The organism is Stenotrophomonas sp. PA-6-5C (assembly GCF_021605635.1).
In the GTDB taxonomy this organism is placed as follows: Bacteria; Pseudomonadota; Gammaproteobacteria; order Xanthomonadales; family Xanthomonadaceae; genus Stenotrophomonas; species Stenotrophomonas lactitubi.
This window is the reverse complement of sequence record NZ_WKEE01000014.1, coordinates 1-25,969: the sequence shown is the minus strand read 5'-3', so window position 1 is coordinate 25,969 and position 25,969 is coordinate 1. Positions and strand designations below refer to the sequence as shown.

General features: G+C 67.0%; 26 protein-coding genes. 14 read left to right on the top strand and 12 right to left on the bottom strand.

All coding sequences use genetic code 11. The features are described from left to right. Window positions 1-103: 103 nt before the first annotated feature. From GIW57_RS08215 to sufT, 3 genes are all read right to left on the bottom strand, one after another. A complete protein-coding gene (locus GIW57_RS08215) occupies window positions 104-1,843 on the bottom strand; it encodes a S8 family peptidase (protein ID WP_099820221.1) in 1,740 nt (579 codons plus the stop codon). A gap of 424 nt (window positions 1,844-2,267) precedes the next feature. After that, window positions 2,268-3,362 carry a branched-chain amino acid aminotransferase gene (locus tag GIW57_RS08210; RefSeq protein WP_236509997.1) on the bottom strand — a complete coding sequence of 365 codons (1,095 nt, stop codon included), beginning with the start codon at window positions 3,360-3,362 and terminating at the stop codon, window positions 2,268-2,270. Between the two features lie 59 nt (window positions 3,363-3,421). Then, window positions 3,422-3,973: a putative Fe-S cluster assembly protein SufT gene (gene sufT, locus GIW57_RS08205; protein ID WP_025877975.1), complete on the bottom strand. Its 552-nt coding sequence runs from the start codon at window positions 3,971-3,973 to the stop codon at window positions 3,422-3,424. Window positions 3,974-4,094: 121 nt separating this feature from the next. On the opposite strand from sufT, the gene GIW57_RS08200 reads away from it, so the two are divergent. Then, a complete protein-coding gene (locus tag GIW57_RS08200; protein ID WP_100463129.1) occupies window positions 4,095-4,514 on the top strand; it encodes a hypothetical protein in 420 nt (139 codons plus the stop codon). 128 nt (window positions 4,515-4,642) lie between these two features. Here the strand turns inward: GIW57_RS08200 and GIW57_RS08195 are convergent, their stop codons facing one another. Both GIW57_RS08195 and GIW57_RS08190 read right to left on the bottom strand, forming a co-directional pair. Then, complete coding sequence (locus GIW57_RS08195) at window positions 4,643-6,103, bottom strand: NAD(P)(+) transhydrogenase (Re/Si-specific) subunit beta (RefSeq protein WP_236509994.1); 1,461 nt, start codon at window positions 6,101-6,103, stop codon at window positions 4,643-4,645. Next, a complete protein-coding gene (locus tag GIW57_RS08190) occupies window positions 6,100-6,420 on the bottom strand; it encodes an NAD(P) transhydrogenase subunit alpha (RefSeq protein ID WP_127564591.1) in 321 nt (106 codons plus the stop codon). The genes GIW57_RS08195 and GIW57_RS08190 overlap by 4 nt, the downstream gene beginning before the upstream one ends. Window positions 6,421-6,517: 97 nt before the next feature. On the opposite strand from GIW57_RS08190, the gene GIW57_RS08185 reads away from it, so the two are divergent. From GIW57_RS08185 to GIW57_RS08175, 3 genes are read left to right on the top strand one after another with little or no spacing between them, the layout of a single operon-like run. Continuing rightward, the gene (locus GIW57_RS08185) at window positions 6,518-7,102 is read left to right on the top strand and encodes an RNA polymerase sigma factor (RefSeq protein WP_100463123.1); all 585 of its coding nucleotides are present in this window, start codon (window positions 6,518-6,520) and stop codon (window positions 7,100-7,102) included. After that, window positions 7,099-7,425 (top strand): hypothetical protein, encoded by a 327-nt coding sequence (locus GIW57_RS08180; protein ID WP_100463120.1) that lies wholly within the window; start codon window positions 7,099-7,101, stop codon window positions 7,423-7,425. Before GIW57_RS08185 ends, GIW57_RS08180 begins: the two co-directional genes overlap by 4 nt. Window positions 7,426-7,428: 3 nt before the next feature. Beyond that, a complete protein-coding gene (locus GIW57_RS08175; protein ID WP_100463117.1) occupies window positions 7,429-7,893 on the top strand; it encodes a DUF3106 domain-containing protein in 465 nt (154 codons plus the stop codon). A 74-nt stretch (window positions 7,894-7,967) separates the two neighbouring features. Here the strand turns inward: GIW57_RS08175 and GIW57_RS08170 are convergent, their stop codons facing one another. Next, the gene (locus GIW57_RS08170) at window positions 7,968-9,047 is read right to left on the bottom strand and encodes an NAD(P) transhydrogenase subunit alpha (RefSeq protein ID WP_236509992.1); all 1,080 of its coding nucleotides are present in this window, start codon (window positions 9,045-9,047) and stop codon (window positions 7,968-7,970) included. Between the two features lie 52 nt (window positions 9,048-9,099). Further along, window positions 9,100-11,421: a DUF1631 domain-containing protein gene (locus GIW57_RS08165; RefSeq protein ID WP_236509989.1), complete on the bottom strand. Its 2,322-nt coding sequence runs from the start codon at window positions 11,419-11,421 to the stop codon at window positions 9,100-9,102. A gap of 332 nt (window positions 11,422-11,753) precedes the next feature. On the opposite strand from GIW57_RS08165, the gene GIW57_RS08160 reads away from it, so the two are divergent. The 4 genes from GIW57_RS08160 to GIW57_RS08145 are packed head-to-tail and all read left to right on the top strand — an operon-like array spanning window position 11,754 to window position 14,614. Then, on the top strand, window positions 11,754-12,335 hold the full coding sequence (locus GIW57_RS08160; protein WP_236509961.1) for a nitroreductase: 582 nt from the start codon (window positions 11,754-11,756) through the stop codon (window positions 12,333-12,335). Continuing rightward, window positions 12,332-13,273 (top strand): 5'-3' exonuclease H3TH domain-containing protein, encoded by a 942-nt coding sequence (locus GIW57_RS08155; RefSeq protein WP_236509960.1) that lies wholly within the window; start codon window positions 12,332-12,334, stop codon window positions 13,271-13,273. The genes GIW57_RS08160 and GIW57_RS08155 overlap by 4 nt, the downstream gene beginning before the upstream one ends. Then, window positions 13,270-13,824 carry an NUDIX hydrolase gene (locus GIW57_RS08150; protein WP_089238921.1) on the top strand — a complete coding sequence of 185 codons (555 nt, stop codon included), beginning with the start codon at window positions 13,270-13,272 and terminating at the stop codon, window positions 13,822-13,824. Before GIW57_RS08155 ends, GIW57_RS08150 begins: the two co-directional genes overlap by 4 nt. Continuing rightward, the gene (locus GIW57_RS08145; protein WP_236509957.1) at window positions 13,817-14,614 is read left to right on the top strand and encodes an N-formylglutamate amidohydrolase; all 798 of its coding nucleotides are present in this window, start codon (window positions 13,817-13,819) and stop codon (window positions 14,612-14,614) included. The genes GIW57_RS08150 and GIW57_RS08145 overlap by 8 nt, the downstream gene beginning before the upstream one ends. A 112-nt stretch (window positions 14,615-14,726) precedes the next feature. On the opposite strand, the gene GIW57_RS08140 is transcribed toward GIW57_RS08145, so the two are convergent. Then, window positions 14,727-15,398: a hypothetical protein gene (locus GIW57_RS08140; protein ID WP_236509954.1), complete on the bottom strand. Its 672-nt coding sequence runs from the start codon at window positions 15,396-15,398 to the stop codon at window positions 14,727-14,729. After that, window positions 15,395-16,813, bottom strand: coding sequence for an MFS transporter (locus GIW57_RS08135; protein WP_236509952.1), 1,419 nt, complete (start codon window positions 16,811-16,813; stop codon window positions 15,395-15,397). The genes GIW57_RS08140 and GIW57_RS08135 overlap by 4 nt, the downstream gene beginning before the upstream one ends. A gap of 106 nt (window positions 16,814-16,919) precedes the next feature. Between GIW57_RS08135 and GIW57_RS08130 the strand changes: the two genes are divergently transcribed. Beyond that, window positions 16,920-17,804: a LysR family transcriptional regulator gene (locus tag GIW57_RS08130; protein ID WP_191078612.1), complete on the top strand. Its 885-nt coding sequence runs from the start codon at window positions 16,920-16,922 to the stop codon at window positions 17,802-17,804. A 64-nt stretch (window positions 17,805-17,868) separates the two neighbouring features. Here the strand turns inward: GIW57_RS08130 and GIW57_RS08125 are convergent, their stop codons facing one another. The 3 genes from GIW57_RS08125 to prmC all read right to left on the bottom strand — a co-directional run bounded on the left by GIW57_RS08125 (window position 17,869) and on the right by prmC (window position 20,514). After that, on the bottom strand, window positions 17,869-18,498 hold the full coding sequence (locus tag GIW57_RS08125) for a hypothetical protein (protein ID WP_180166808.1): 630 nt from the start codon (window positions 18,496-18,498) through the stop codon (window positions 17,869-17,871). Window positions 18,499-18,665: 167 nt separating this feature from the next. Then, window positions 18,666-19,607: a prolyl aminopeptidase gene (pip, locus tag GIW57_RS08120; RefSeq protein ID WP_180166807.1), complete on the bottom strand. Its 942-nt coding sequence runs from the start codon at window positions 19,605-19,607 to the stop codon at window positions 18,666-18,668. 49 nt (window positions 19,608-19,656) lie between these two features. Continuing rightward, window positions 19,657-20,514 (bottom strand): peptide chain release factor N(5)-glutamine methyltransferase, encoded by an 858-nt coding sequence (prmC, locus tag GIW57_RS08115; RefSeq protein ID WP_236509937.1) that lies wholly within the window; start codon window positions 20,512-20,514, stop codon window positions 19,657-19,659. A gap of 330 nt (window positions 20,515-20,844) precedes the next feature. Here prmC and ahpC point away from each other — a divergent pair, with 330 nt between their 5' ends. The 5 genes from ahpC to GIW57_RS08090 all read left to right on the top strand — a co-directional run bounded on the left by ahpC (window position 20,845) and on the right by GIW57_RS08090 (window position 25,825). Beyond that, window positions 20,845-21,408 (top strand): alkyl hydroperoxide reductase subunit C, encoded by a 564-nt coding sequence (gene ahpC, locus GIW57_RS08110; RefSeq protein WP_025877950.1) that lies wholly within the window; start codon window positions 20,845-20,847, stop codon window positions 21,406-21,408. Between the two features lie 234 nt (window positions 21,409-21,642). Next, window positions 21,643-23,235 (top strand): alkyl hydroperoxide reductase subunit F, encoded by a 1,593-nt coding sequence (gene ahpF / locus GIW57_RS08105; protein ID WP_100463089.1) that lies wholly within the window; start codon window positions 21,643-21,645, stop codon window positions 23,233-23,235. Between the two features lie 81 nt (window positions 23,236-23,316). Continuing rightward, window positions 23,317-24,282, top strand: coding sequence for a LysR substrate-binding domain-containing protein (locus GIW57_RS08100; RefSeq protein WP_100463086.1), 966 nt, complete (start codon window positions 23,317-23,319; stop codon window positions 24,280-24,282). Between the two features lie 123 nt (window positions 24,283-24,405). Further along, window positions 24,406-24,810: a nucleoside diphosphate kinase regulator gene (rnk, locus tag GIW57_RS08095; RefSeq protein ID WP_089238903.1), complete on the top strand. Its 405-nt coding sequence runs from the start codon at window positions 24,406-24,408 to the stop codon at window positions 24,808-24,810. 58 nt (window positions 24,811-24,868) lie between these two features. Continuing rightward, window positions 24,869-25,825 (top strand): transaldolase, encoded by a 957-nt coding sequence (locus tag GIW57_RS08090; protein ID WP_108266538.1) that lies wholly within the window; start codon window positions 24,869-24,871, stop codon window positions 25,823-25,825. Window positions 25,826-25,969 lie beyond the last annotated feature (144 nt).

The window sequence follows — 25,969 nt, the reverse complement described above, 5'->3', positions numbered from 1 at the left end:
CGAGCCCATGCTCGGCTGCCCTCTGATAGCCGAGCGTGGGCTCGGCTCTACAAAAAAACACCCCGGCCGAGGCCGGGGCGTGCCCATGGAGAGGGGCTTGGGCTCAGTACTGGGCGTTGAGGGTCACGCCCGAGAAGGTGCTGTACGCCTTCACCCGCACGTGCCAGACGCCGGCAGCGGGGCTGTTGACGGTGCAGGTCTCGTTGTTGCCGCTCAGGTATGGGCGGCAGGTGTAGACGGTGTCGGTCGGGGCACTACCCTGGCGCAGGTACAGGTCGGCGTCACCGCTGCCGCCACTGATCGCCACGCGCAGCTGCGCGCTGCCAGCCGGGACGTTGACGGTGTAGCTGAGCGATGCGCCGCTGGCCGCGCCGAGGCCGGTAACCGGCACGTTGTTCTGCAGCACGGTGCCACCCGGGTTGGGCGTGGTGCCGTTGATCGCAGCTGTCACTGCGGCATCGGCGTCGATGATGCCGGCGCCGCAACCACCCGAGCACGCACCCGGCAGCGGACGCGCGGTGCTCTTGATGATGCTTTCCACCTGCGCCGGGCTGAGCGGGCTCGGGGCCACCGACTGCATCAGCGCGACCACGCCGGCCACGTGCGGCGCCGCCATCGAGGTGCCGTTGTAGGACGCATAGCTGGCGCTGCCCGGGGTGGTGGTGCCGCTGTTTAGCGTGGACAGGATGCCCTGGCCCGGTGCGGAGATGTCGATGCCGGTGCCGTAGTTGGAGAAGCTGGCACGTGCACCTGCCGAGGTGGTCGCGGCCACTGCGATCACGTTCGGGCAGTTCGCCGGTACCGACGAGGACACGTTGGTGTTGCTGTTGCCGGCAGCGACCACCACGGTGGTGCCACGGCCGACCGCGCCGTTGATGGCGTTCTGGTAGGTGGTCGAGCAGCTGCCGCCGCCGCCCAGCGAGAGGTTGATGACCTCGGCCGGATTGGCATTGGCCGGCACACCGCTGACGGTGCCGCCGGAGGCCCAGACGATGGCGTCGGCGATGTCGGAGGTATAGCCGCCGCACTTGCCGAGCACGCGCACCGGCACGACCTTGGCATTGAATGCGGTACCGGCCACGCCGTTGCTGTTGTTGGTCACCGCGGCGACCGTGCCGGCCACGTGGGTGCCATGCCAGCTGGAGTTCGAGCCCGGGTAACCGGCCTGGCACTCGTTGTCGCCGTACCAGTCACCCTCGTCGTTGGGATTGCTGTCCCGGCCACCACCATCACGCGCCATCGCCGCGTCGCTGATGAAGTCATAGCCAGGCAGGATGTTGGCGTTGAGGTCGGCATGGTTGGTGATGCCGGTATCGATCACGGCCACGACTACGCCAGTGCCGGTGGCCTTGTCCCAGGCCGGGCGCACGTTGATCGACGCGTTGGACGTGCCGAAGCCCCACTGCTCGCTGAAGCGGGTGTCGTTCGGGGTCAGCGTCGCGCGCATGATCTGGTCGACTTCGACGTATTCCACGTTCGGGTCGGCGGCGAGCTTGCGCATCAGCAGTTCGGCGTCGGCCTGGTCCAGCGCACGGTCGGTCCTGACCACGGTGGAGCCGACAGCCAGCTTGCGGACCTGCTGCAGGCCCAGCGCGCGGCCCTGGCTGCTGGCGATGCCGGCAGCGGCGGTCTTCAGCGAAGAGGCGAGCGCGGTGGTGTTGGCCACCGGCGCACTGCCGTCGCGGTACTTCACGATGAACCGCTGATGGGTCGGCGCGGACTGCAGGCCGCTGAGCTGGACATCACCGGCCAGCGCAGGCGTGGCCAGCAGCAGCGATGACAGGACGGACGCACCAAGGACCACCCACACACGACGCACACGCGGTTGCGTTACCTGGGACATCGGATTTCCTTTCTAATGGTAGGAATGCCGGAATCGGCAGAAGCACCGGCCTGAACCGTGGGCTGGCTTGCAATGGCGAGGTTCGGGTCCGGCGAGCCAGCGGAGTCCCCTGACCATCCGCTGTGTTGATGACGCTAGTGGCTCAAACCGGACACCACAAGATTTTCAGCGTCTTTTCAGCAAGATGAAATGTTGGATCTGAGACTTTCCGGGTCGAGGGTTTGTGAAGGTGAAGGAACTTTCGCGTCACCTGCACAGACCTGACTGCGGAATGTCCTGTCTCATCATGTCTTTGCCGACATCGGCGGTCGTGATTCGCCAGGCATGGCGCACATCCCCCAAAACGCAGAAAGCCCGTCACGAGGACGGGCTTTCCGGAGGAGCAGCCGAGCGTGGGCTCGGCTCTACAGTTCAATGCAGGCGATCAGCCCAGCTTGACCAGCCAGCCATGACGGTCCGGCAGGCGGCCGTACTGGATGTCGGTCAGTTCCTTGCGCAGCGACATGGTCACTTCCCCGGCCGGCGCATCGATGTCGCCCACCGAGAAGCCTTCGCCCTTCAGCTGGCCGATCGGGGTGACCACCGCAGCGGTACCGCAGGCGAACACTTCGGCGATCTCGCCGGAGGTCACGCCCTGCTTCCACTCGTCGATGGTGACCTTGCGCTCTTCGACCTTCATGCCACGGTCGCGGGCCAGCTGCAGGATGCTCTCGCGGGTGATGCCCTCGAGGATGCTGCCGGACAGTTCCGGCGTGACCAGCGTGCCGTCCTTGTAGACCAGGAACACGTTCATGCCGCCCAGTTCTTCCAGGTACTTGCCTTCGACCGGGTCGAGGAACAGCACCTGCGAGCAGCCCTGTGCCTGCGCCTTCTGCTGCGGCAGCAGCGACGCGGCATAGTTGCCACCACACTTGGCCGCACCGGTGCCGCCCTTGGCCGCACGCGCGTATTCGGTGGACAGCCAGATCGACACCGGGGCGACGCCCTTGGCGAAGTACGGGCCGGCCGGGCTGGCGATCACGTAGTAACCGGCCTTGTGCGCGCCGCGCACGCCGAGGAAGGCTTCGTCGCCGATCATGAACGGACGGAAGTACAGGCTCGACTCATCGGCCGACGGCACCCAGGCGCTGTCGACGGCGATCATCTGCTTCAGCGATTCGACGAAGATCTCCACCGGCAGTTCCGGCAGCGCCAGGCGCTGCGCCGAACGCTGCAGGCGACGGCCGTTGGCATCCGGGCGGAAGGTCCAGATCGAACCGTCGGCATGGCGGTAGGCCTTGATGCCCTCGAAGATCTCCTGGCCGTAATGCAGCACGGCCGCGGCCGGGTCCAGCTGCAGCGGACCATAGGCACGCACGTTGGCGTTGTGCCAGCCGGTGTCCTTGTCCCAGCGCACTTCCACCATGTGGTCGGTGAAGTGCAGGCCGAAGCCCGGCTTCTCCAGGATCTGGGCGCGCACTTCAGCGCTGCGCGGGTGGTCCGAACGGGTGACGGCGAAGCTGGGAATGGACTGGGACACCGGAGATTTCCTGTTCTGGTTGCGGGTAATGCCGGGCCCGCGTCACTGCGGGCCGTGGGTCAAAGCATGCCGGTTTCGAGCCGGGCGGCCTCGGACATCATGTGCTGGTTCCACGGCGGATCGAAGACCAGCTCGACGTCGGCCTCGGCCACCGTCGGGATCATTTCAAGCTTGCTGCGCACGTCGTCGACCAGGATGTCGCCCATGCCGCACGCAGGTGCGGTCAGGGTCATCTTCACGTCGATCTCGCGCTGCCCTTCGTCCAGGTGCTTGATCTCGACCTCGTAGACCAGGCCCAGTTCGACGATGTTCACCGGAATTTCCGGGTCGAAACAGGTGCGCAGCTGCTGCCACACCAGTTGTTCAACCTGCTCGTCGCTGGCATCGTCGGGCAGCTCCAGCGGCGCCGGCGCCTCCTTGCCGATGGCATCGCCATCCTTGCCGGCGATACGGAAAAGATTGCCCTCGACGAACACCGAATAACTGCCGCCCAGCGCCTGGGTGATGTACCCATAGCTGCCGGCGGGCAGGGTCACGGTGTCGCCCTGCGGGACCATCACGGCCTCGCAATCGCGTTCGAAGTGGACAGGTTCGCTGCTACGGGAATACATGGGGACCGATATGGGGCTGCGGCCGAAGCCACGCAAGACGGCATTCTAACGTAGGCGCCCCGCCCTCGCCGGTGCACTGCGGCAAACCACAGTATCCTGTGGACGACCTTCAGGAGCTTCGATGTCCTCCAATGCCGCACGTGCCAGGACCGTTACCTGGCTCTGGCCCTTCATGTTGTTGCTGGCGCTGGCCACCGCCCCCCTCGCCTGGTTGCTGATCGCCCTGTTCACCGGCCGTCCGGTCGGCTGGATGGCGGTGCTGACCGCCCTGGAAGTGGTGTTCATGCTGCGTCTGGGCACGCTTGGCCCCGGCAAGCTGCGTATCGCCCTGGTCGTGCTGGGCACGCTGCTGGTGGCCGCCATCGCGAACTGGGCCATCGCCAGTGCCTGGATGGGCGGCTCGATGGGCCTGAACCCGTGGGACGCCTCGCTGCGGATGGGCCCGCACCTGGCCTGGACGCTGATCACCCTGGCCAATGGCGTGGTCGAATGGCTGTGGCTGGCGGTGGGCATCACCGTAGGCGCCTGGCTGGCGCGTTGATCGCGCCGGCGATGCCCTGCTAGATCCACGCCATGCGTGGATGGGGTTGTAGCGCCGGGCCATGCCCGGCGAGCGCAGCGGTCTGCCCCAAAGGCCGCCGGGCATGGCCCGGCGCTACCGGTACGGCCTCAATGCCCGCCGTCGAGCGCCTTCAGCTCGCTGACCAGCGACGCCGCCGCCTCGGCACCATCGCCGTACAGCATGCGCGTGTTGTCAGCGTAGAACAGCGCATTCTCGATACCGGCAAAGCCGGTGCCCTTGCCACGCTTGATCACCACCACGTTGCGTGCGTTGACCACGTCCAGCACCGGCATGCCGTAGATCGGGCTGGCCGGATCGGTGCGTGCCACCGGATTGACCACGTCGTTGGCGCCGATCACCAGTACCACGTCGGTGGTGGCGAATTCGGGATTGATGTCGTCCATGTCCGCGATCAGGTCGTAGGGCACACCCGCTTCGGCCAGCAGCACGTTCATGTGCCCGGGCATGCGCCCGGCGACCGGGTGGATGGCGAATTTGACCTTCACCCCGCGCGTGATCAAGCGCTGTGCCAGTTCCCAGATCTTGTGCTGGGCCTGGGCCACGGCCATGCCATAACCGGGCACGATCACCACACGTTCGGCAAAGCCCATCATCGCGGCCACGTCGGCAGCTTCAATGGGCTTCTGCGAACCGGAAATCGCCTGCGCTTCCCCCCCGGCGCCACCGCCGAAATTGGAAAACAGCACGTTGCGGATCGGCCGGTTCATCGCCCTGGCCATCAACCGGGTCAGCAGGATGCCCGCTGCGCCGACCATCATGCCGGCGATGATCAACGCTTCGTTGCCCAGCACATAGCCTTCGAACGACACCGCCAGGCCGGTGAACGCGTTGTACAGCGAAATCACCACCGGCATGTCGGCGCCACCGATCGGCAGCGTCATCAACACGCCCAGCGCGAGCGCCAGCACGAAGAAGGCGACGATGGCCCAGGTGCTGAGCGTGCTCGCGGCGATGATGCCCAGCACCACCACGGCCAGCGCCACCAGCAGGTTCATCACCTGCTGGCCGGGCCAGGTCACGCGCTTGTCGAGGCGGCCATCGAGTTTGGCCCAGGCGATCACCGAGCCGGACAGCGACACCGCACCGATCGCCGCGCCGACCACGGCCAGCAGCAGGACCGTGCCGGACGGCTGGCGCGCGGCCAGGTCGGCCAGCGCCTGCGCACTCCAGTGGGTGGTATCGCGATTGGCCAGGAAGGCATAGCGCAGCAGTTCCACCGCGCCGATGGCCGCCGCCGAGCCACCGCCCATGCCGTTGTACAGCGCGACCATCTGCGGCATGTCGGTAACCGCGACCTTGCCCGCCGACCACCAGGCCAGGCCGGCACCCAGCAGCAGTGCCACCAGGATCAGCGGCACGTTGTGCAGTTCGGGCAGGAAGAAAGTCGCCACCGTGGCCAGCAGCATGCCCAGCCCCGCCCAGCGGATACCGCTGCTTGCGGTCATCGGCGAGGCCATGCGCTGCAGGCCGAGCAGGAACAGGGTGGCGGCGACCAGGTAGCTGGCCTTGACCAGCCAATCGAGCAGTTCGACGGTGCTGATGTTCAAGCCTGTGGCTCCTTCGGTTCATCGTTGCCGGTCTTGCGCACGCTCGGCTTGAACATCTCCAGCATGCGCGCGGTGACCACATAGCCACCGGCTGCGTTGCCGGCGCCGAGCACCACGGCAAGGAACCCGAGGACTTTCTCCAGCGGTGTCTGCGCGTGCCCCAGCACCACCATCGCGCCGATCAGCACGATGCCGTGGATGAAGTTGGAGCCCGACATCAACGGGGTATGCAGGATCACCGGGACCCGGGAAATGATCACGTGGCCGGCAATGGCGGCCAACATGAAGATGTACAGCGCCACGAACCCGTCACTCACCGGCAACGCTCCTGCTCTGTCTTCGTCGCCCCATCATAACCACGGGCTGAACCCCGCGCGCGTTCCGGTCAACCACGGCCGCGCTCACGCGTTGTCGATGGTGACCCCTGCCGAGGAACCGTACCCTGTGCTGGTGAGCAGCCCTGTCCCCTCAACCACCGATGCCGACGCCGTTCCGGCCTCGCTGGAAGCGTTCCTGGCCAGCGTCGGGCCGCGCGCCTTCCGCTTTGCCGAGGCCGGCCTGCGCCAGCGTGATGACGCACTGGATGCGGTGCAGGACGCGCTGCTGCGCATGCTGGACTACGCCGACAAGCCGGCAGCCGAGTGGGCGCCGTTGTTCTGGAGCATCCTGCGCCGACGGGTGATCGACGTGCAGCGCCGTCGCCGCTTCCGCCTGCCGTTCTGGCGCGACAACCAGGGTGCCGACGGTGGCGAGGTCGACTGGGCCGACCCCGGCCCGGACCCTTCTCAGGCACACGAGCAGCGCCAGCAGTACCAGCAGCTGGTGCAGGCGCTGCGCGAGCTGCCCGCCCGCCAGCGCGAAGCCTTCACCCTGCGCGTGCTGCAGGACCTGGACGGCGCCACCACCGCCCGCGCCATGGGCTGCAGCGAGGGCGCGGTAAAGACCCATCTGGCGCGCGCCCGACAGGCGCTGCAGAATCAACTGGAGATCCACCTGTGAACCGCCCCCTGCCATCCGATGACGCCCTGCGCAGCCTGCACGCGCAGTCGTTGCAGGCGCTGTCGCCGGCCACGCTGGCACGCCTGCGTAGTGCCCGTCACAGCGCTGCCAGGGCGCACGCCGGTCGCTGGCGCTGGTGGCTGGCCAGCGCCTGTTCGCTGGTGATCGCGCTGGGCATCGGCGTCCAGTTCGTCGGTCCGGGCGAGCATCAAGGCGGTGCCGCCGCGCCGATCGTGGCCGCAGAAGAAGACAATGGCGTGCTGTACGACGAGAATCCCGATCTGTACCTGTGGCTGGGCGACAACGACCTGGCGATGGAGTGAACCATGTTGCGATACCCCTCCCTGCCCCTGCTGATCGCCCTGACCCTGCTGCCGGCTGCATCGGCACTGGCGCAGGCCACCGCACCGGCGCCTGCCGCGCGGCCGGCCCCTGCAACCGTGCCGCTGCCGAACTGGGAACAGTTGAGCCCGGCCCAGCGCGACGCGCTGCTGGCGCCGCTGCGTGACCGCTGGAACGGCGCCGATCCCGCGCAGCGCCAGCGCATGCTCTCGCACGGCCAGCGCTGGCAGTCGATGAGCCCGGAAGAACGCGACAAGGCCCGCCGCGGCCTGCGCCGCTTCGAACACATGAGCCCGGAGCAGCGTGAGCAGGCCCGGGCGCTGTTCGGCCAGATGCGTGACCTCAGCCCGGCACAGCGCGATGCCATGCGCGAGCGCTGGTCGCAGATGACGCCGGAACAGCGCAAGGACTGGGTGCGCGACAACCCGCCGCCGGCGAAACCGCGGTAACCTGCCATCCGCACGCTGGGCCCCTCATCCACGCATGGCGTGGATCTACCGGAGAGGCAACCGGCGTTGCCGGGTCAGGCCTGCCAGCGCGTCTTCGCCAGCAGTTCGTCTTCCCAGTCGAAGCCAAGCTGGCCTTCGCGCACGAACAGGGCGACGAAGTTCATCAGGTTGCGCGCATACATCTCGCTGGCCTGGGTCGCACCCAGGCTGGCCAGGCCCAGCGGGCCGTCGATGGTCACGCCCTGGTGCTCGATGCATTCACCGGGCTGGGTCAGTTCGCAGTTGCCACCACTCTCGGCGGCCAGATCGACGATCACGCTGCCCGCTGCCATGCCTTCGACCATCGCGGCGGTGACGATCGTCGGTGCCCGGCGTCCCGGCACGGCGGCAGTGCAGACCACCACGTCCACGCTGCGCAGATGGTCGCCGAGACGACGCTGCTGTTCGGCACGCTCTTCGTCGGTCAGCGCCCGCGCATAACCGCCCTCGCCCACCGCACTTACGCCGAGATCGAGGAAGCGCGCACCGAGCGACTGGATCTGCTCGCGGGTTTCCGGGCGCACGTCGAAGCCCTCCACCTGCGCCCCAAGGCGGCGCGAGGTGGCAATGGCCTGCAGGCCGGCGACACCGGCGCCGATCACCAGCACCTTGGCCGGACGCACGGTTCCGGCCGCAGTGGTCAGCATCGGGAAGAAACGCGGCGCCCGTTCGGCAGCGATCAATGCCGCCTTGTAGCCGGCCATGCCCGCCTGCGAGCTGAGCACGTCCATCGCCTGCGCGCGCGTGGTGCGCGGCAACTGCTGCAACGGGAACAGGTGCAGGCGGTCATCGGCGGCCAACGCCGCCAGCGCCGGGTCGGCCGCCGGGGTCAGCAGGCCGACCACGCTGGCGCCCGGCTTGAGCTGGGCCAGCACCTCGGCCGCTGGCGCCTGCACGCACAGCAGGATGTCGATCTCAGCCCAACGGGCGGCGTCGAAGGCGCGGGCACCTGCGTCGTCGTAGGCGGCATCGGTGAAACCGGCGGCCTGGCCCGCACCGGGCTGATACCACACGGTGATGCCCAGCGCACCGAGCTTGCGCGCCGTCTCCGGCGTAAGCGCAACGCGTCGTTCGCCCGGCGCGGTCTCCTTGATCCCCAGCAACGCCACGGCCATGCAGATTCCCGCTGATCGGTGAGTGGGTCCGATCCTAGCAGGCGTATGCGGCTCAGTGCAGCGTCGCGCCACCCGGGTCGAGACGATCGAGCACGCCCTGCATGGCGCTGTCGAAGGCGCCATCGTCGACGTGGGGACGCAGGCGACCCAACCGCACCATCACCGCCAGCTCCTCGGGCGAGGCCACGCAGAAGCGCACGCCACGACGATTGACGAACAGCAGACGCGAAGAAATCGGGCTGATCCAGGACAGCTTGCCCGCCTGCACCTTGCCATCCTTGTCGACGAAGTCCAGCCAGTTGCCGATTTCCATCCGGCGGAAGCGATCGGCATCGGCGTTGTCGAAATCGTCGGTATTGAAGCTACTGCCCAGCTCCACGGCCGGCGTTTCCGGTGCCGGCGGTGCGGGCAGCACCACCTGCGGCAGCTCGGGCAACGCACGCTGCAGCTCCGGTCGCGATTCGGCGATGCCCTGCAATGTGTCGTGCAGTGCATCGACGGCGGCGGTGGCGGCGTCGCCATGCACGCCGACGCTGGCAAACACCTTGGCCAGCAGCGGCTGCCAGGCCTGCAGCCACGGCTTGCCAACGATCTGCCGGCGGGCCTCGGCCACCTCCTCCAGCAAGCCATCGGCCAACGTCAGCGCCTCGGCCACCGAAGCCCCCTCCTCGCCCTCGCGCAGCAGCGCCAGGGTCAGATGGTGCTGCCAGGGCTGGCGCAGGAATTCGGCGATCGCCGGCGGCAGGGTGGCATCGCCGATGCGGCGATCCAGTTCGGCACCGGCACGGGTACGGGCCATTTCCAGCTTTTCCTGGCCGCGCTGGGTCTCGGCGGCCCGGCGCTCGGCGATTTCCACGCGACGACGGTGCTGTACCAGGAAATCGCGGAATTCTTCTTCCAGGGTCAGGAAGATCGCCAGGTTCTCGTTGAACTCGGCGACCAGCCGCTCGATGATCTCTTCGACCTTGGCCATCAGCATGCGCTCGGCCTGGCTTTCGCCGGTGTTGCCCTCGCAGGCCTCGGCCAGCGAGTTGAGCAGCTTGCGCGCCGGGTGGGTCTTCTGCACGAACATGCGGCGGTCCAGCATCGCCACCTTCACGAACGGAACCACCAGGCGGCCGATCAGCTCACGCGAGCGGCCTTCCAGTTCACGCTCATCGAGCATCACGTCGAACAGCATGCCGACCAGGTCGATCGCATCCTCATCCTGCGCATCCAGCCGGGTCTGGCCCGGGTCGACACCCAGCCGGGTGGCGCTGGACAGCACTTCGCTCTTCAAGCGCTGCGCCAGGGATTCGCCGTCCTCGCCGATCGCCGCACGCAGGGTCGCACTGGGCGTGGCCTGCAGCAGCGACAGTACGGACATCATTTCGCGCTGGCTCAACGGGCGATGCTGGCCGACCGCGACCTGCGCCGCAGAGGTTGCGTCCTCGCGCACGTGGCGGGTCTGCTGCAGCAGTTCGTGCAGGGCTTCCAGCAACATGCCCTGCTGGCCGGAATAGGCTTCACCGGACGGGCTCTCTTCGCCACCCGCATGCTGCTGCATGTGGCCACGACGCTCCGACCAGCGCGCGGCAAATCGCTGCGCCCAGGCCGGTGCGGCCTGTTCGTCGTCATTGAATTCGTTGTCGAAGCCCGGTGCCGTGCGCTGCTCGACCAGATCATCCAGGCCATGCGGAACGTGCTGCGCCGGGGCCGCCGCCAGCGGTCGGCGCGGGGCACCCATCTGCGACATCACCCCGGCCGCGGCCAGGTGCTCGTCCAGCTTCTCGTAGATGCGGCCCACCGGCGCGCGCAGGTCGCGCTCGCACAGCTTGATCAGCACCAGGTGCACTTCCGGGGCCAGCTCACAGCCGGCGAAGGCTTCGTGGATGGCCACGCCCAGATGCTCGGGGCTGATCGGGTTGCGGTCGGCATCAAGGTCGATACCGCCGCCCAGCCAGCCCAGGCGGCGGTCGAGCCGCGCCAGCACCGGCTTGAAGTCGCGCAGCAGCACGGTGGCGAAGTTGCGCACCGCCAACCGCGATTCCAGCACATGTTCCGGCACCAGGCTCAGGCCGTCCTGGGCCTGCCCGGACAGGGTCAGCTCGGCAGAGACGGGTTCGCCCGCAGCCAGGCCGGCCCAGGCATGGCCGAGATGGCCGGCAAACGCGCCGGCAATGTCCTCACGGCGGCGGCGCAGCTCGCGCATCGCGTCCAGGAACAGCAACTGCGACGAGCCGGCATTGCCGGCACGGTCGAACAGGGCATCATCGAAGCGGGCCAGTGCCGCGCCAAAGGCCTGGCACAACGCCGGCAGGACGATGTCCCGGGCAAGCTGGAGCTGGGCCGGGTCACGGCCCGGCGATCCCATCGGAGTGGGCGCGCTCATCATTCGGGAAGGCTCCCCACCTTCTCTGGTGCGACAGACATCATGGACATCGCGACGGCCGGTACACCCCATGCACCGGTCCCTCGATGGTAGGCCGGCCAGCCCATCACGGACAGTGAAACAGTCCTCACTTCAAACCTCATGAACGGCGGCCCGGCAGTATTGCGTATCGTAAGCCGTGCAGGGCCTGCGAGGCGAGGGGACGCGGGGCTCCGTGATCCGCCAGTGGCATGATGTTCATCACAGTTTGCTATTCAGGGGCCTGACGCGACACAAACGGCGTCATCTACCTCCCCGACTATAATCAGCGACCCGTGATGACCGGTTCAGACTCCATGCCCGACCCAGCTGCCCTGCTTGCCTTGGATGCCCGCCGCTCGGTGCCCTCGCGGCAACTGGGCGAGCCCGGACCGGACCCGGCCACCCTGCAGCGGATGCTGACCTCGGCGGTCCGCGTGCCCGACCACGGCAAGCGCGTACCGTTCCGCTTCCTGAGGATCGCCGGCGATGCGCGTCACACTCTGGGCGACTTCCTGGCCGCGCGCAGCCGTGAGCGCGACCCGCATGCCGGCGACGCCGTGTTCGAGAAGGACCGCCAACGCTTCAGCCACGCACCGCTGGTGATCGTGGTGGTGGCCAGCCCGCGCCCGGACCCGAAGGTGCCCGCCCAGGAACAGCTGATGACCGCCGGCTGCGTGTGCTTTGCCCTGTTGCAGGCGGCCCAGGCGCTGGGCTTCGGTGCGCAGTGGCTGACCGCGTGGATGGCCTTCGATCCCGCCGTGCATGCCCATCTGGGGCTGGCCGAGGGCGAGAGCATCGCCGGCTTCATCCACATCGGCACGCCCAAGGCCGAGGTGCCCGAGCGCGAGCGCCCGGACCCGTCAGCCCTGCTGCGTGACTGGGCCCCGCCGGCATGACCCTGCCGGCACCGCCGCCGCTGTACCTGGTCGACGCCAGCATCTATGTGTTCCGCGCCTGGCATTCGCTGCCGGACGAGTTCCAGGACAGCCAGGGCTGGCCGACCAACGCCGTGCATGGTTTCGCCCGTTTCCTGCTCGACCTGCTGGAACGCGAACGCCCGCGGCACATCGCCATCGCCTTCGATGAAGCGCTGGACAGCGGCTTCCGCCACCGCCTGTACCCGGCCTACAAGGCCAACCGGGACCCGGCGCCGGAAGCGCTCAAGCGTCAGTTCGTGCACTGCAAGGCATTGTGCGCAGCGCTCGGCCTGGTGGTACTGGCGCATCATGATTACGAAGCCGACGACCTGATCGGCAGCGCCCTGCATGGCCACCGTAACAGCCATCGCGGCGTGATCATTTCCGCCGACAAGGACCTGTCACAGTTGCTGCTCGACCATGACGAGCAATGGGATTACGCACGCAACCAGCGCTGGGACGTGGCCGGGGTAAAGGCCAGGCATGGCGTGCACGCGCACCAGATCGCCGACTATCTGGCGCTGTGCGGCGATGCGGTCGACAACATTCCGGGGATCAGCGGTGTCGGCGCCAAATCGGCAGCCGTGCTGCTGGCCCATTTCGGCAGCATGGACGTCCTTTACGAACGCCTCGACGAAGTGCCGTTCCTGCGCCTGCGCGGCGCGGCCCAGATGGCGGTGCGCCTGCGTGAGCAGCGCGAGCACGCCCAGCTCTGGCGCCAGCTGACCACCATCGCACTGGACGCCCCACTGGAAGGCTGCCAGCCCGGCATGCCCCGCCAGGCGGCCGATCCGGAGCTGCTCGGCGGCTTGTGCCAGACCCTGCGCTTCGGCCCCATGACCCGTCGCCGGCTGTTCAATGCCGCCGGCATTTCCGACCCCGTTCCCACTTCTCCCACTTCCAGCGAGCCCGCATGAGCCAGCGCAATACCGAAGCACCGCGTGTCGTCTACGAAGGCAAGTACCAGCGCATGGTCGTGCGCGGCAGCTGGGAGTACAGTGAACGCACCCACGCCGGCGGCCTGGCCGCGATCATCATCGCCGTGACCCCCGAGGACAAGGTGCTGTTCGTCGAACAGTTCCGCGTACCGCTGCAGGCACCGACCATCGAGATGCCGGCCGGGCTGGTCGGCGACATCGATGCGGGCGAGTCCATCGAAGTTTCCGCGGTACGCGAACTGGAAGAGGAAACCGGCTGGACCGCCGAGCACGCCGAAGTGCTGATGATCGGTCCTACCTCCTCCGGTGCCAGCAGCGAGAAGATCGCCTTCGTCCGTGCCACCGGCCTGCGTCGCATCGGCGAAGGCGGCGGCGACGAGAGCGAGGACATCACCGTGCATGAGATCCCACGCACGCAGGCGGCCGCCTGGCTGGTGCAGAAAATGGCCGAAGGCTATGAAGCCGACGCCAAGCTGTGGGCCGGCCTGTGGATGATCGAGCACCACCTGGACGGCCGCCCCCGTGGCTGATGCCGGCCTGCACGCGCTGCCGGCGCTGCTGGGTGCCGACGATCCGGCGATCTTCAGCGTGCACCGTGCGCAGGGCGCCTCACCGTTCCTGCTGCTGGCCGATCATGCAGGCCAGCGGGTACCGAGTGCGCTGGTCGATCTTGGATTGCCGCAGGCCGAACTGGACCGGCATATCGGCTGGGACATCGGCATCGGCGGCACCACCCGTGCACTGGCCGAGCGGCTGGATGCGTGGGCAATCGAGCAGACCTATTCGCGGCTGCTGATCGACTGCAACCGCCCGCTGCTTTCGCCCACGCTGATCCCCGAGGTCAGCGACCACACCGTGGTGCCGGGCAATGCCGGGCTGTCGCCCGCGCAGCGGCAGCAGCGCATCGATGCGATCCACGCGCCCTACCATGCACGCATCGATGCCGAACTGGATACGCGCCGCGATGCGGAACGGCCGACGCTGCTGGTGATGATGCACAGTTTCACGCCGACCATGAATGGCGTGCAGCGTCCCTGGCATGCCGGCGTGCTGTACCACCAGGACACACGTTTTGCCCACGCCTTGCTGCAGGCGCTGCGCGATGAAGGCGACCTGGTGGTGGGCGACAACGAACCGTATTCGGTCAACAGCAGCAGCGACTACGCGGTGCCGGTGCATGGCGAAGGCCGCGGCCTGGTGCATGTGGAACTGGAGATCCGCCAGGACCTGATCGCCGATGAAGCCGGGCAGCAGGCATGGGCGGAGCGGTTGGCGCGGATTTTCACCGCGTTGCAGCCGCAGTTGTTGGCGTTCGGATGACCGCATCCACGCATGGCGTGGATCTACTGCAGCGCTGACGGACATCCACATTCGACGAAAAACGAACGAGGCAGGATCCCGGTAGATCCACGCCATGCGTGGATGATTTTCGTCAACGCAGCACGGGCGCATCCATCCACGGGAACGGCTTGAATCCGCGCACCTGCACGCGTGCGCCGATCGCATCAAAATCATCCTTGATCGCCTGTGCTCGACGCCGATCCAGTGCCTCCCCCAGCACCAGCGGCAGCGTGCGGCACCGTGCCAGCGCTTCACCCACCGGAATGTCGAGCAGGTGCGCCACGCGCTGTGCCGCAACCTTGATCTGCTCGTCCGCACATCCCTCCAGCGTCAACCCGAACGCGGCGAAGATGCCCGACCCGACACCGGCTGCTCGCGCAGCGGCCTGTTCGGCAGCACCCGCCTCACCCAATGCTTCATCGACACCGTCCACCTGCAGGAAGGCGTCGTACTCGGCGTAGTACGCCAACGCTTCGGCGTAATCGTGCAGGGAAGAAAGCGGACGCTGGCGCTTCTGCACATCCAGGACGTCAGCGAACGTGGCCGGTTCCAGGCAGGTCGACAGACCCAGCGCCTGCGCGGCCTCGGGCACCTCACCGTCATCATCGAACGCAGCGTCTTCATCGGCCGGCAACCAGAAGCGCGCCTGCAGCAGGTCGTCATCGGTGGCGTGCACCCAACCGAAGGAGGCATGAACCTCATCGTCATCGTTGCAGGCTGCGAAGGCGTGCAGGGTCTGTTGCAGGTCCAGCAGCTCGATCATGCTTCGTTGCTCAGGCAAGCGGTCGTCGCCGAGTCTACCCGTGCCGGACGCAGGCCCAGCGCGATGACCACGCCGAGTGCAGCGAACAGCGCAGCGCCGTACTGTGCATTGACCATGCCCTGCAGGGCATCAGCACTGGTTGCCGCCTGCGTGCCGCGCGCGGCGTTGGCCACCATCACCAGTACTGCCAATCCCAACGCGCCGCCGATCTGCTGCGCGGTAGCGGCCATGCCGGAGGCGACACCCTGCTGCGGCCCCGGCACGCCTTGCCCGGCCACGATCCACATCGCCGTCCAGCTCATGCCCTGGCCCACGCTGAGCACCACGATCCCCGGCAGCAGCGGCCAGTAGCTGGCGCCCTGCGGCATCGCCAGCGCCACCGCGGCGATGCCGACGGCGCCGGCAGCGAAGCCCCAGGCCAGCACCTGCCGTGGCGAACGGCGCTGCAGCATGCGTTCGGCAATGCGGATGCCGAAGGTGCAGACCAGTGTCGGCAGCAGGAAGGCCATGCCAGCCTGCAGCGGGCTCCAGCCGTAACCATCCTGGAAGTACAGCGCCAGGAAGTAGTACTGCACGCCATAGCTGCTCATGAACGCGAAGGTCAGGCCGAGTGCGGCACGCAGGCCGTGCAGGCGCAGCAGCGCGAACTGCATCAGCGGGTCACGGCTGCGCTTTTCGATCTGCACGAACACTGTCAGCAGTACAGCGGAAAGCAGCAGGCAGATCAGCGTGGCCGGCGCGGTCCAGCCCCACTCCGGCCCCTGCACCAGGGTTGTGACCAGCAGGCTGCCGCCGGCGGTGACGGTGAGGCAACCGGCCAGGTCGAAGGAACGGCCGCGCACGCGCGGGCCATCGGCCGGCAGCCACGCGCCCGCGGCAACCGCACACGCCGTGGCCAGCGGCACGATCACCGCCAGCACTGCCGGCCAGCCGAAAGCCTGGGTCAGCACACCGCCCAGCAGCGTACCCAGCGCGAGGCCCGCCGCACTGGCCATGCTCCAGATCGCCAGCGCACGGTTGCGCACCGGACCTTCCGCATAGAGCGTGTTTATCAACGCCAGGGTGGCCGGAAACAGCAGCGCCGCACCGATGCCCTGCACCGCGCGCGCCACGATCAGCAGCGTGGCGTTGGGCGCCAGCGCGCCGAGCAGCGAGGCCAGCGCGAACAGCAGCATGCCCAGCCGATAGAAGCGGCGGCGGCCCAGCAGATCGGCCGCACGCCCGCCCAGCAGCAGGCTGCCGCCGAAGGCCACGGTGTAGGCACTGACCACCCACTGCAGCTGCTGCGCATTGATCTGCAGCGCGCGGCCCATGTCGTGCAGGGCAACGAAGATGATGGTGGCGTCCAGGGCGATGATCAGCTGCGCGGTGGCCAGCAGGGTCAACGCCCAGCGCGGGTATTTCAGGGGAGGCATGCGGCGCCCGGTGCGGAGGGGGGACGGCAGTCTCATTGATGCGGACGCATCAATAAACCCCCTGGCGGCTATATCTGTCATGATTTTGGGCATGAAAGGACTTTCGATGGACCTCAACGCGGTGCGCATGCTGGTGCAGGTGGCCGAAGCGCGCAGCTTCACCGTGGCCGCCGGCCAACTCGGCCTGAGCCAGTCCGGGCTGTCACGCGCGATCGGCCGGCTGGAAGCCTCGCTGGGGGTGAAGCTGCTGCAGCGGAATACGCGCAATGTCGCGCTGACCCCGGATGGCCAGCAGTTCGTCGAGCAGGTGGGACCGTTGCTGTGCGGTATGGAAGACGCCGAGCGGCTGCTGGCCGACCGCCCCTGCACGCCCTCGGGGGTGCTGAAGATCAGCGCGCCTTCGATGTTCGGGCGCAAAGTGTTGGTGCCATTGCTGGGGCCGTTGCTGGAACGGCATCCGCAGCTGCAGGTGGAAGCGGTGCTCAGCGACCGCCTGGTGGATCTGGTGGAGGAAGGCTTCGATGCAGCGTTGCGCACTGGCACCATCGCTGACCAGCGGATGGTCGCGCGTCCATTGAAGCCACTGCGCTGGGTGACCGTGGCCAGCCCGGCCTACCTGGCCGCGCAGGGCGAGCCGGCCGATGTGGCGGCATTGCAGGACCATGCCTGCCTGGCGGTGCGCAACCTGCGCAGTGGCCGGTTGGTGGACTGGCAGTTTCTGCAGGACGGGCAGCTGCGCGAGGTCACGCCGCCGACGCGGATGGTGTTCGACTGCGGCGATCCGTTGGTCGAAGCAGCGATCGCGGGCATCGGCATCGTGCAGGTAATGGATTTCGCCGTGGCCGACGCGCTGGCCGATGGTCGCCTGCAGCGCGTGCTGCAGCCGTTCGAAGGCCGCAGCCGCGCGTTGTCGTTGATCTACCCGCCTTCGCGGCAGCATTCGCCGAAGCTGCAGGTGCTGGCCGAGGCGTTGCTCGCTGGGGATTGGTAGATCCACGCCATGCGTGGATGAGGACTTTGGTGCAGAGCTGGCGCGCGACGTAGCGAAATCTGATTCAGCCCAATTGGAGGAAGAACGCCCCGAGGCGTCCTCCGAGAGCAAAATCAGGCTGATCCTGAATGAAGAGATACGCCATGCCATCGGACAGGACGCCTTTGTGCGAATGCAGAATGTCATCGATGTCCGCCCCATAGAGCATCAGGCGACGACGCCCCCCTTTCCAAGTCAAGGGCGACTGCAGCCATGCGTCAATTCCATCCAGCTTGGAATCCAGGTTCTCGTCGTCGTCAGGCTCCAGACACTCGACACGCTCCATCCGACCGCGCTCAAGGGAGTCGCTCATGCATCGGCTTCTCGGTGCAGCGCCACGGCGGTATGCGAGTACAACAGCCTCACTGGTTCCCTCCCCAGCGCGTAGCTGGCGGAGGTGCGTGTGACGCTGGACATCGACCGGAATGAAGATGGAGAACCAGAAGTCTTCGGCGATCTCCTGTGAATAGAACCAATGGGCCGGAATTGCCATCAAGTGAAAGAGCGCACGACCTTCAGCACAGGTTGGCCAAGGAATGTGCTCTGGAAGAAGAGCACCACCGCCAACATACGCATCTGTGGGAGATGGCTTTTCCGTGGTCAACAGCAGGCGGGTGTACATGGTGGTGTGGCCGAGGGATGCACGGGCATCCACGGTGCCAGCCACCCTCCTCGCGGTTCAAGGTTAATAGCGTCAGCCTTGAACAATGGAGAAGGCGGGTGCACCCATCCCATCTTCGTGGCGGCGGAACGGAATGCCGCCGGGCATGGCCCGGCGCTACCGGCAAGGCGTTGCCGGCCAGCGGCCGGCATTGCCAACGATCAGGCGAAGCTATCGGTGGCGCGCACCAGCGCGTCGACGTTCTCGGCTTCGAACGCCGAGTGCCCGGAGGCCGGGGTGATCTCCAGCTTGGCCTTCGGCCACACCTTGGTCAGGTCCCAGGCGTTGGCCAGCGGGCAGACCACGTCGTAACGCCCGTGCACGATCACGCCCGGGATGTCGGCGATGCGGTGCGCGTCGCGCAGCAGCTGGTCTTCCACTTCGAAGAAACCGCCGTTGACGAAGTAGTGGTTTTCGATGCGGGCAAACGCCAGCGCGAAGTGCGGGTCTTCATGGCTGTTGATGAAGTCATCGTCCACATGCAGGAAGCTGGTCGCGCCTTCCCACACCGCCCAGGCCTTGGCCGCATCCAGGCGCGTTGCTTCGTCTTCGCTGGTCAGGCGGCGATGGAAGGCGGAGATCAGATCGTGGCGCTCCACCGCCGGAATCGGCTTCAGGTAGTGCTCCCACGCATCCGGGAACAAGCGGTTGGCACCTTCCTGGTAGAACCATTCCAGCTCCCAGCGGCGCAGCATGAAGATGCCGCGCAGCACCAGTTCGGTCACGCGCTGCGGATGGCTCTGTGCATAGGCCAGCGCCAGGGTCGAGCCCCAGCTGCCGCCGAACACCTGCCAGCGATCGACCTTGAGGTGCTCGCGCAGCTTCTCGATATCGGCGACGAGGTCCCAGGTGGTGTTGTCCACCAGGTCGGCATGCGGCGTGGAACGGCCGGCACCGCGCTGGTCGAACAGGATGATGCGGTACTTGGCCGGGTCGTGGAACTGGCGCATCTTGTCGCTGCAGCCGCCGCCCGGCCCACCATGCAGCATCACCACCGGCTTGCCGTCCGGATTGCCGCACTGTTCGAAGTACAGCGTGTGGCGGTCGTCGACCTTCAGGGTGCCGACGTCGTAGGGGGTGATGGCGGGGTACAGCGTACGCATGCTTGCAGCTCCGTGGTGGTGCCCTGCCCTTGGCAGGAGAACCCCCATTCTAGGCCGGTCGCCGGCCCAGAGTGACCCGGTCGCGCTGCTCCAGGTCCTGCACGGTCTGCACGTCGCTGTAGCCGGCCTGCTCAAACAGCGCGCGGATGGCATCGCCCTGGTCCCAGCCGTGCTCGATCAGCAGCCAGCCGCCGGGCTGCAGGTGGTCGCCGCCGCCGGCGACGATGCGGCGGATGTCGTCCAGCCCATCAACGCCCGAGGCCAGCGCCGTGGCCGGTTCGAAGCGCAGGTCGCCCTGTTGCAGGTGCGGATCAGCGCTGGCGATGTAGGGCGGATTGCTGGCGATCAGATCGAAGCGTTCGCCGCGCAGCGGCGCATACCAGTCGTGACCACCTTCGGCAAAACGCACGTTGCCCAGCTCGTGGCGCGCGGCGTTGCGGGCCGCCACCGCCAAGGCCGCGGCACTGGCGTCGGTGGCCAGCACCTGCGCCTGCGGCCGTTCGCTGGCCAGGGCCAGGGCGATGGCGCCGCTGCCGGTGCCGAGGTCGGCCAGCTGCAGCGCGCGGTCCGTTGGCAGGCGGTCCAATGCCAGTTCCACCAGCAGTTCGGTCTCCGGCCGCGGAATCAGGGTGGCCGGGTCGACCTCCAGGTCCAGCGTCCAGAAGCCACGGCGGCCGGTCAGGTAAGCCACCGGTTCACCCGCAAGGCGACGGCCCAGCAGGGCCTCGAAGGCGGCCTGTTCGGCGGCCGGCAACGGATCGGTGGCATGCGCGAACAACCAGCTGCGCGGCCGCTCCAGCACATGCAGCAGCAGCAGTTCGGCCTCATGGCGGGCGTCGACGCCGCCCAGCCGGGTACTCGCGTCGGTCACGACTTGGCGCAGGGTGGGTTCGGGTTGCAGAGACATCCGGCAATTGTAGAGCCGAGCCCATGCTCGGCTGCTGTTCGCGGTAGCCCCAGCCGAGCATGGCTCGACGCTAGAGGATGCTGGAATCCGTTCAGGTTCCGCCAGAGGGGATAAGGAGGGGCTATCAGCCCTCTTCACACGTCCAGAAAGATTTTCCTTGTCACACAGGCAGTTGCAGGATGGACGTGGCCGGGTTCAGTGCCTGCCCATTGGATTTTGATAGCCTGCCTCTATCAAATAGATGTAATCAATGCATTGTCCTTATCGAAACAGAACCAGTAACCTAGGTCCTGTCGATTCACCCACTCCCCTTCACCCAGAGGAAAAACGATGTCCCTGATCAACACCCAGATCCAGCCGTTCGAAGCCAACGCTTACCTGAATGGCGAGTTCATCAAGGTCTCCGACAGCACCCTGAAGGGCCAGTGGTCGGTCCTGATCTTCATGCCGGCAGCCTTCACCTTCAACTGCCCGACCGAGATCGAAGACGCCGCTGACCATTACGCCGAGTTCAAGAAGGCCGGCGCCGAGGTCTACATCGTCACCACCGACACCCACTTCTCGCACAAGGTCTGGCACGAAACCTCGCCGGCCGTCGGCAAGGCCCAGTTCCCGCTGGTCGGCGACCCGACCCACCAGCTGACCCGTGCCTTCGGCGTGCACATCGAAGAAGAAGGCCTGGCCCTGCGCGGCACCTTCATCATCAACCCGGAAGGCGTGATCAAGACCCTGGAGATCCACTCCAACGAGATCGCCCGCGACGTCTCCGAGACCCTGCGCAAGCTGAAGGCTGCCCAGTTCACCGCCGCCAACCCGAACCAGGTGTGCCCGGCGAAGTGGAAGGAAGGCGAAAAGACCCTGACCCCGTCCCTGGACCTGGTCGGCAAGATCTAAAGCAGTACCCGCAGTACCGGCCTGCCGCAGCCCCACGCTGCGGCGCGGCCTTCATCCCCGTGCCGGTCCCCCCGCCGGCGTGGGGGTGAACCCAAGACAGCCAACGCGCGCCAGCCTTGGCCAGCCAGCCCCTTCCACGGTGTCGCTGTCTTGGGTTCACCCCTACCCCTCGCTGGTCCGCTACCTTCTACAGCGGTGCCACGCCCCCGTTTTGCCTGAAGCCAGGAGAAGACCATGTTGGACGCCAACCTGCAGTCGCAGCTGAAGACCTATCTGGAGCGCGTGACCCGCCCGATCCAGATCACCGCGCATGCCGACGACGGTGCCAAGTCGCAGGAGATGCTGGACCTGCTGCAGACCCTGGAAAGCCTGTCGGACAAGATCTCGCTGCAGGTGCTGCGCGATGGCCAAGGCCGCGTGCCGTCCTTCGACCTGGGCACGCCAGGCCAGGACATCCACCTGACCTTCGCCGGCCTGCCGATGGGCCACGAGTTCACCTCGCTGGTGCTGGCACTGCTGCAGGTCGGCGGGCATCCGTCCAAGGCCACCGCCGAGCTGATCGAGCAGGTGCAGAACCTGGAGGGCGACTACAGGTTTGAAACCTACTTCTCGCTGTCCTGCCAGAACTGCCCGGACGTGGTGCAGGCGCTGAACCTGGCTGCCGTGCTCAACCCGCGCATCCAGCACGTGGCCATCGACGGTGCGCTGTTCCAGGAAGAGGTCGAGCAGCGCGAGATCATGTCGGTGCCCACCGTCTACCTCAATGGTGCCGTGTTCGACCAGGGGCGCATGACGCTGGAGCAGATCGTGGCCAAGCTGGACACCAACGCCAGCAAGCGCGATGCCGAAAAGATCGGCGCCAAGGAGGCCTTCGACGTGCTGGTGGTCGGTGGTGGCCCAGCCGGTGCCGCTGCGGCGATCTACGCTGCGCGCAAGGGTATCCGTACCGGCATCGCCGCCGAGCGTTTCGGTGGCCAGGTGCTGGACACCATGGCGATCGAGAACTTCATTTCGGTGAAGGAGACCGAAGGCCCGAAGCTGGCCGCGGCGCTGGAGCAGCACGTGCGCGAATACGAGGTCGACATCATGGACCTGCAGCGCGCCAGTGCGCTGGTGCCGGCCGGTGAAGACGGCCTGGTGCAGGTGCAGCTGGAAAACGGCGCGGTGCTGAAGTCGCGCTCGGTGATCCTGTCCACCGGCGCCCGCTGGCGGCAAATGAACGTGCCCGGCGAAGACCAGTACCGCAACAAGGGCGTGGCTTATTGCCCGCATTGCGATGGCCCGCTGTTCAAGGGCAAGCGCGTGGCGGTGATCGGCGGTGGCAATTCCGGGGTGGAAGCGGCCATCGATCTGGCCGGCATCGTGTCGCATGTGACCCTGCTGGAATTCGATTCCAGCCTGCGTGCCGACGAAGTGCTGCAGAAGAAGCTGCGCAGCCTGGCCAACGTCACCGTGCTGACCAGCGCGCAGACCACCGAAGTGCTGGGCGACGGCAGCCGCGTCACCGGCCTGGTCTACAAGGACCGTGTCGGTGGCGACTCCCATCGCGTTGAACTGGAAGGCATCTTCGTGCAGATCGGCCTGCTGCCGAACACCGAATGGCTGAAGGACACCGTGGCCCTTTCGCCGCGTGGCGAGATCGTCATCGATGACCGCGGGCAGACCAATCTGCCGGGCGTGTTCGCCGCGGGTGATTGCACGACGGTACCCTACAAGCAGATCATCATCGCGATGGGCGCCGGTTCGACCGCCGCACTGAGCGCTTTCGATCACCTGATCCGCTCCTCGGTTCCCAAGAGCAGCGGTGCGGTGGCCGAAGCGGCCTGATCCAACGTTCCCAGGCCATCGGGAGCACCATCAACCGGCGGGGCAACGCCCTGCCGGTGCAGTACCCCGAGAGGTCTGAGGATGAACCTGCGTGACCTGAAATACCTGGTGGCCCTGGCCGATCACAAGCACTTCGGCCGGGCCGCCGCTTCCTGCTTCGTCAGCCAGCCGACGCTGTCGACGCAGATCCGCAAGCTGGAAGAGGAACTGGGCCTGCCGCTGGTGGAACGCGCGCCGCGCAAGGTGATGCTGACCCCTGCCGGTCACGAAGCGGCCGCACGGGCACGCGTGATCGTGGCCGAAGTGGAGCAGTTGAAGGAAGCGGCGCGACGCAGCCGCGATCCGGAAGCGGGTACGGTGCGCCTGGGGATCTTCCCCACCCTGGGCCCGTATCTGTTGCCGCACGTGATTCCGCGCATCCGCGCGCGCTTCCCCGAGCTGGAACTGCTGCTGGTGGAAGAAAAGAGCGACGTGCTGCTGGAGCGCCTGCGCGAAGGCAAACTCGACGCCGCGCTGTTGGCGCTGCCGGTGATCGACGACCAGCTGCATGCCGAATTCCTGTTTGAGGAGCCGTTCCTGCTGGCCGTGTCCGGCCGCCATCCGCTGGCCACGCGCGAGCATCTGGACGTGCAGGAACTGGCCACGCAGAAGCTGCTGCTGCTGGAAGACGGCCACTGCCTACGTGACCAGGCGCTGGAAGTCTGTCGCCTGTTCGGCGCCAATGAAAAGTCCGAATTCCGCGCCACCAGCCTGGAAACACTGCGACAGATGGTCGCCGCCGACGTGGGCATCACCCTGCTGCCCAGCCTGTCGGTACAGCCGCCGGTGCCGCGCTCGAACAACATCCGCCTGATCGACTTCGTCGGCGAGGGCCGTCCCAGCCGTCGCATCGCCATGATCTGGCGCCGCAGCTCGGCAATGAACGAGTTCCTGATGGAGCTGGCCGAACAGTTCAAGCGCCTGCCCGATGCGCTGTTTACGCTGGAGGCGTTGGCCCCGGCAAACGGCGATGCCGCCACCCCGCCCACGCCGGTGCTGAACGGCTGAGACACCGCAGCCGGGCCTTGAAACCGCCGGGAGTCGATTCCGGCCGCATTTGTCCCCACAATACAGTCAGGCGGCGCCAGCAGGTGCCGCCTTTTGCATGGCTTTCAACCAAGGAGCGTCACCATGAACACCGCCAGCGGCCTGCCGCCGTCGATCACCGTTTCCACCCTCGACATGGACCGCCTGGACGCCATGCTCGAATCTCCGGCAAACAGCCAGACGCCGGCCGCGCGTGCGCTTGCCGACGAACTCAACCGGGCGACCGTGTTGCCGCCAGACCAGATTCCCGAAGGCATCGTCATGATGCATTCGCGCGTGGAGTGCGAAGATGAAGTGTCGGGCGAGAAGCATGTCCTGACCCTGGTCTTCCCCCGCGAAGCCAATGTCGATGAAGGCAAGGTGTCCGTGCTGGCGCCCGTGGGCAGCGCCCTGCTTGGCCTGGCCGTGGGCCAGAGCATCGACTGGACCGCCCCGGGCGGCCGCAAGCTGCGGCTGCGCGTGAGCGCCGTCCACAACGACCGTCCCTGACCTGCGCTGCGTACCGCGCGCGATCAGTTTCCCTGCAATCCCCGCACCAGGAGCCGTAATGAGTACCCCGTCCAAACTGTCCCAGCTGCGCGAACTGTCCGTGGTCGTTGCCGATACCGGTGACTACGAGGCGATCAAGCGCCTGCAGCCGGTGGACTGCACCACCAATCCGACCCTGGTGAAGAAGGCACTGGACCTGCCGGTCTATGCGGAACTGATCGAACGCGAACTGGCCTGGGGCCGCCAGCAGAGCGGTGACCGCGAGACCGTGGTGCACGCCGTGGCCGACCGCCTGACCATCGGCGTCGGCGCGCTGCTGAGCACGCTGGTACCGGGCCGCGTATCCACCGAAGTGGACGCCGACCAGGCCCACGACACCGCCGCGACCGTGGCCAAGGCCCGCCAGTTCATCCAGATGTACGCCGATGCAGGCGTGCCGCGCGAGAAGATCCTGATCAAGATCGCTGCGACCTGGGAAGGCGTGGAAGCCGCGCGCGTGCTGCAGGCCGAAGGCATCGACTGCAACCTGACCCTGATCTTCAACCCGACCCAGGCGCTGGCCTGCAGCGAAGCGGGCGCGTTCCTGATCTCGCCGTTCGTCGGCCGCATTCTCGACTGGTACGTGGCCAACGGCCAGACCCCGGCGAACATCGACGAGGACCCGGGCGTGGTGTTCGTGCGTGGTGTGTATGCCGAATTCAAGCGCCGCGGTTCGCCGACCGTGGTGATGGGCGCCTCGTTCCGTTCGACCGCGCAGATCGAAGCGCTGGCCGGCTGCGACCGCCTGACCATTTCGCCGGACCTGCTGGAGAAGCTGGACGCCGACCACGGCGCGCTGCCGCGCAAGCTGGTGGCCGGTGCCGCTGAAGCGGTGCAGGTGACGCCGATCGACGCGGCGACGTTTGCTGCAGACCTGGCGGCCGATCCGATGGCGACCGAGAAGCTGGCGACGGGTATCGATGCGTTTGCCAAGGATCTGGAAGCGCTGCGTCAGCGGATTCGCGAGGCGCTGTAAGGGTTCCGGCCAACGGCTGAGCCCCTCGTGGCGGGGGGCTTGGTCGCGAACTGCATGAAGCAACAGCCGCGCTGGGTCGGGCGGGTTGGGTTCGCGGGGGACGCCGTGAATCCGTCCCTGGAGGCTTGGCCGCCGCATCCATGC

Bases quoted from the DNA above. Each gene is read 5' to 3' on its own strand.
- pip (WP_180166807.1), bottom strand. From the start codon at position 19,607: ATGCGTACGCTGTACCCCGCCATCACCCCCTACGACGTCGGCACCCTG.
- GIW57_RS08170 (WP_236509992.1), bottom strand. From the start codon at position 9,047: ATGGCCGTGGCGTTGCTGGGGATCAAGGAGACCGCGCCGGGCGAACGA.
- sufT (WP_025877975.1), bottom strand. From the start codon at position 3,973: ATGTATTCCCGTAGCAGCGAACCTGTCCACTTCGAACGCGATTGCGAG.
- GIW57_RS08135 (WP_236509952.1), bottom strand. From the start codon at position 16,813: ATGCCTCCCCTGAAATACCCGCGCTGGGCGTTGACCCTGCTGGCCACC.
- rnk (WP_089238903.1), top strand. From the start codon at position 24,406: ATGAACACCGCCAGCGGCCTGCCGCCGTCGATCACCGTTTCCACCCTC.
- GIW57_RS08130 (WP_191078612.1), top strand. From the start codon at position 16,920: ATGGACCTCAACGCGGTGCGCATGCTGGTGCAGGTGGCCGAAGCGCGC.
- GIW57_RS08155 (WP_236509960.1), top strand. From the start codon at position 12,332: ATGACCCTGCCGGCACCGCCGCCGCTGTACCTGGTCGACGCCAGCATC.
- GIW57_RS08100 (WP_100463086.1), top strand. From the start codon at position 23,317: ATGAACCTGCGTGACCTGAAATACCTGGTGGCCCTGGCCGATCACAAG.
- GIW57_RS08140 (WP_236509954.1), bottom strand. From the start codon at position 15,398: ATGATCGAGCTGCTGGACCTGCAACAGACCCTGCACGCCTTCGCAGCC.
- ahpC (WP_025877950.1), top strand. From the start codon at position 20,845: ATGTCCCTGATCAACACCCAGATCCAGCCGTTCGAAGCCAACGCTTAC.
- GIW57_RS08150 (WP_089238921.1), top strand. From the start codon at position 13,270: ATGAGCCAGCGCAATACCGAAGCACCGCGTGTCGTCTACGAAGGCAAG.
- GIW57_RS08165 (WP_236509989.1), bottom strand. From the start codon at position 11,421: ATGATGAGCGCGCCCACTCCGATGGGATCGCCGGGCCGTGACCCGGCC.
- prmC (WP_236509937.1), bottom strand. From the start codon at position 20,514: ATGTCTCTGCAACCCGAACCCACCCTGCGCCAAGTCGTGACCGACGCG.
- GIW57_RS08175 (WP_100463117.1), top strand. From the start codon at position 7,429: ATGTTGCGATACCCCTCCCTGCCCCTGCTGATCGCCCTGACCCTGCTG.
- GIW57_RS08185 (WP_100463123.1), top strand. From the start codon at position 6,518: ATGGTGACCCCTGCCGAGGAACCGTACCCTGTGCTGGTGAGCAGCCCT.
- GIW57_RS08215 (WP_099820221.1), bottom strand. From the start codon at position 1,843: ATGTCCCAGGTAACGCAACCGCGTGTGCGTCGTGTGTGGGTGGTCCTT.
- GIW57_RS08160 (WP_236509961.1), top strand. From the start codon at position 11,754: ATGCCCGACCCAGCTGCCCTGCTTGCCTTGGATGCCCGCCGCTCGGTG.
- GIW57_RS08200 (WP_100463129.1), top strand. From the start codon at position 4,095: ATGTCCTCCAATGCCGCACGTGCCAGGACCGTTACCTGGCTCTGGCCC.
- ahpF (WP_100463089.1), top strand. From the start codon at position 21,643: ATGTTGGACGCCAACCTGCAGTCGCAGCTGAAGACCTATCTGGAGCGC.
- GIW57_RS08090 (WP_108266538.1), top strand. From the start codon at position 24,869: ATGAGTACCCCGTCCAAACTGTCCCAGCTGCGCGAACTGTCCGTGGTC.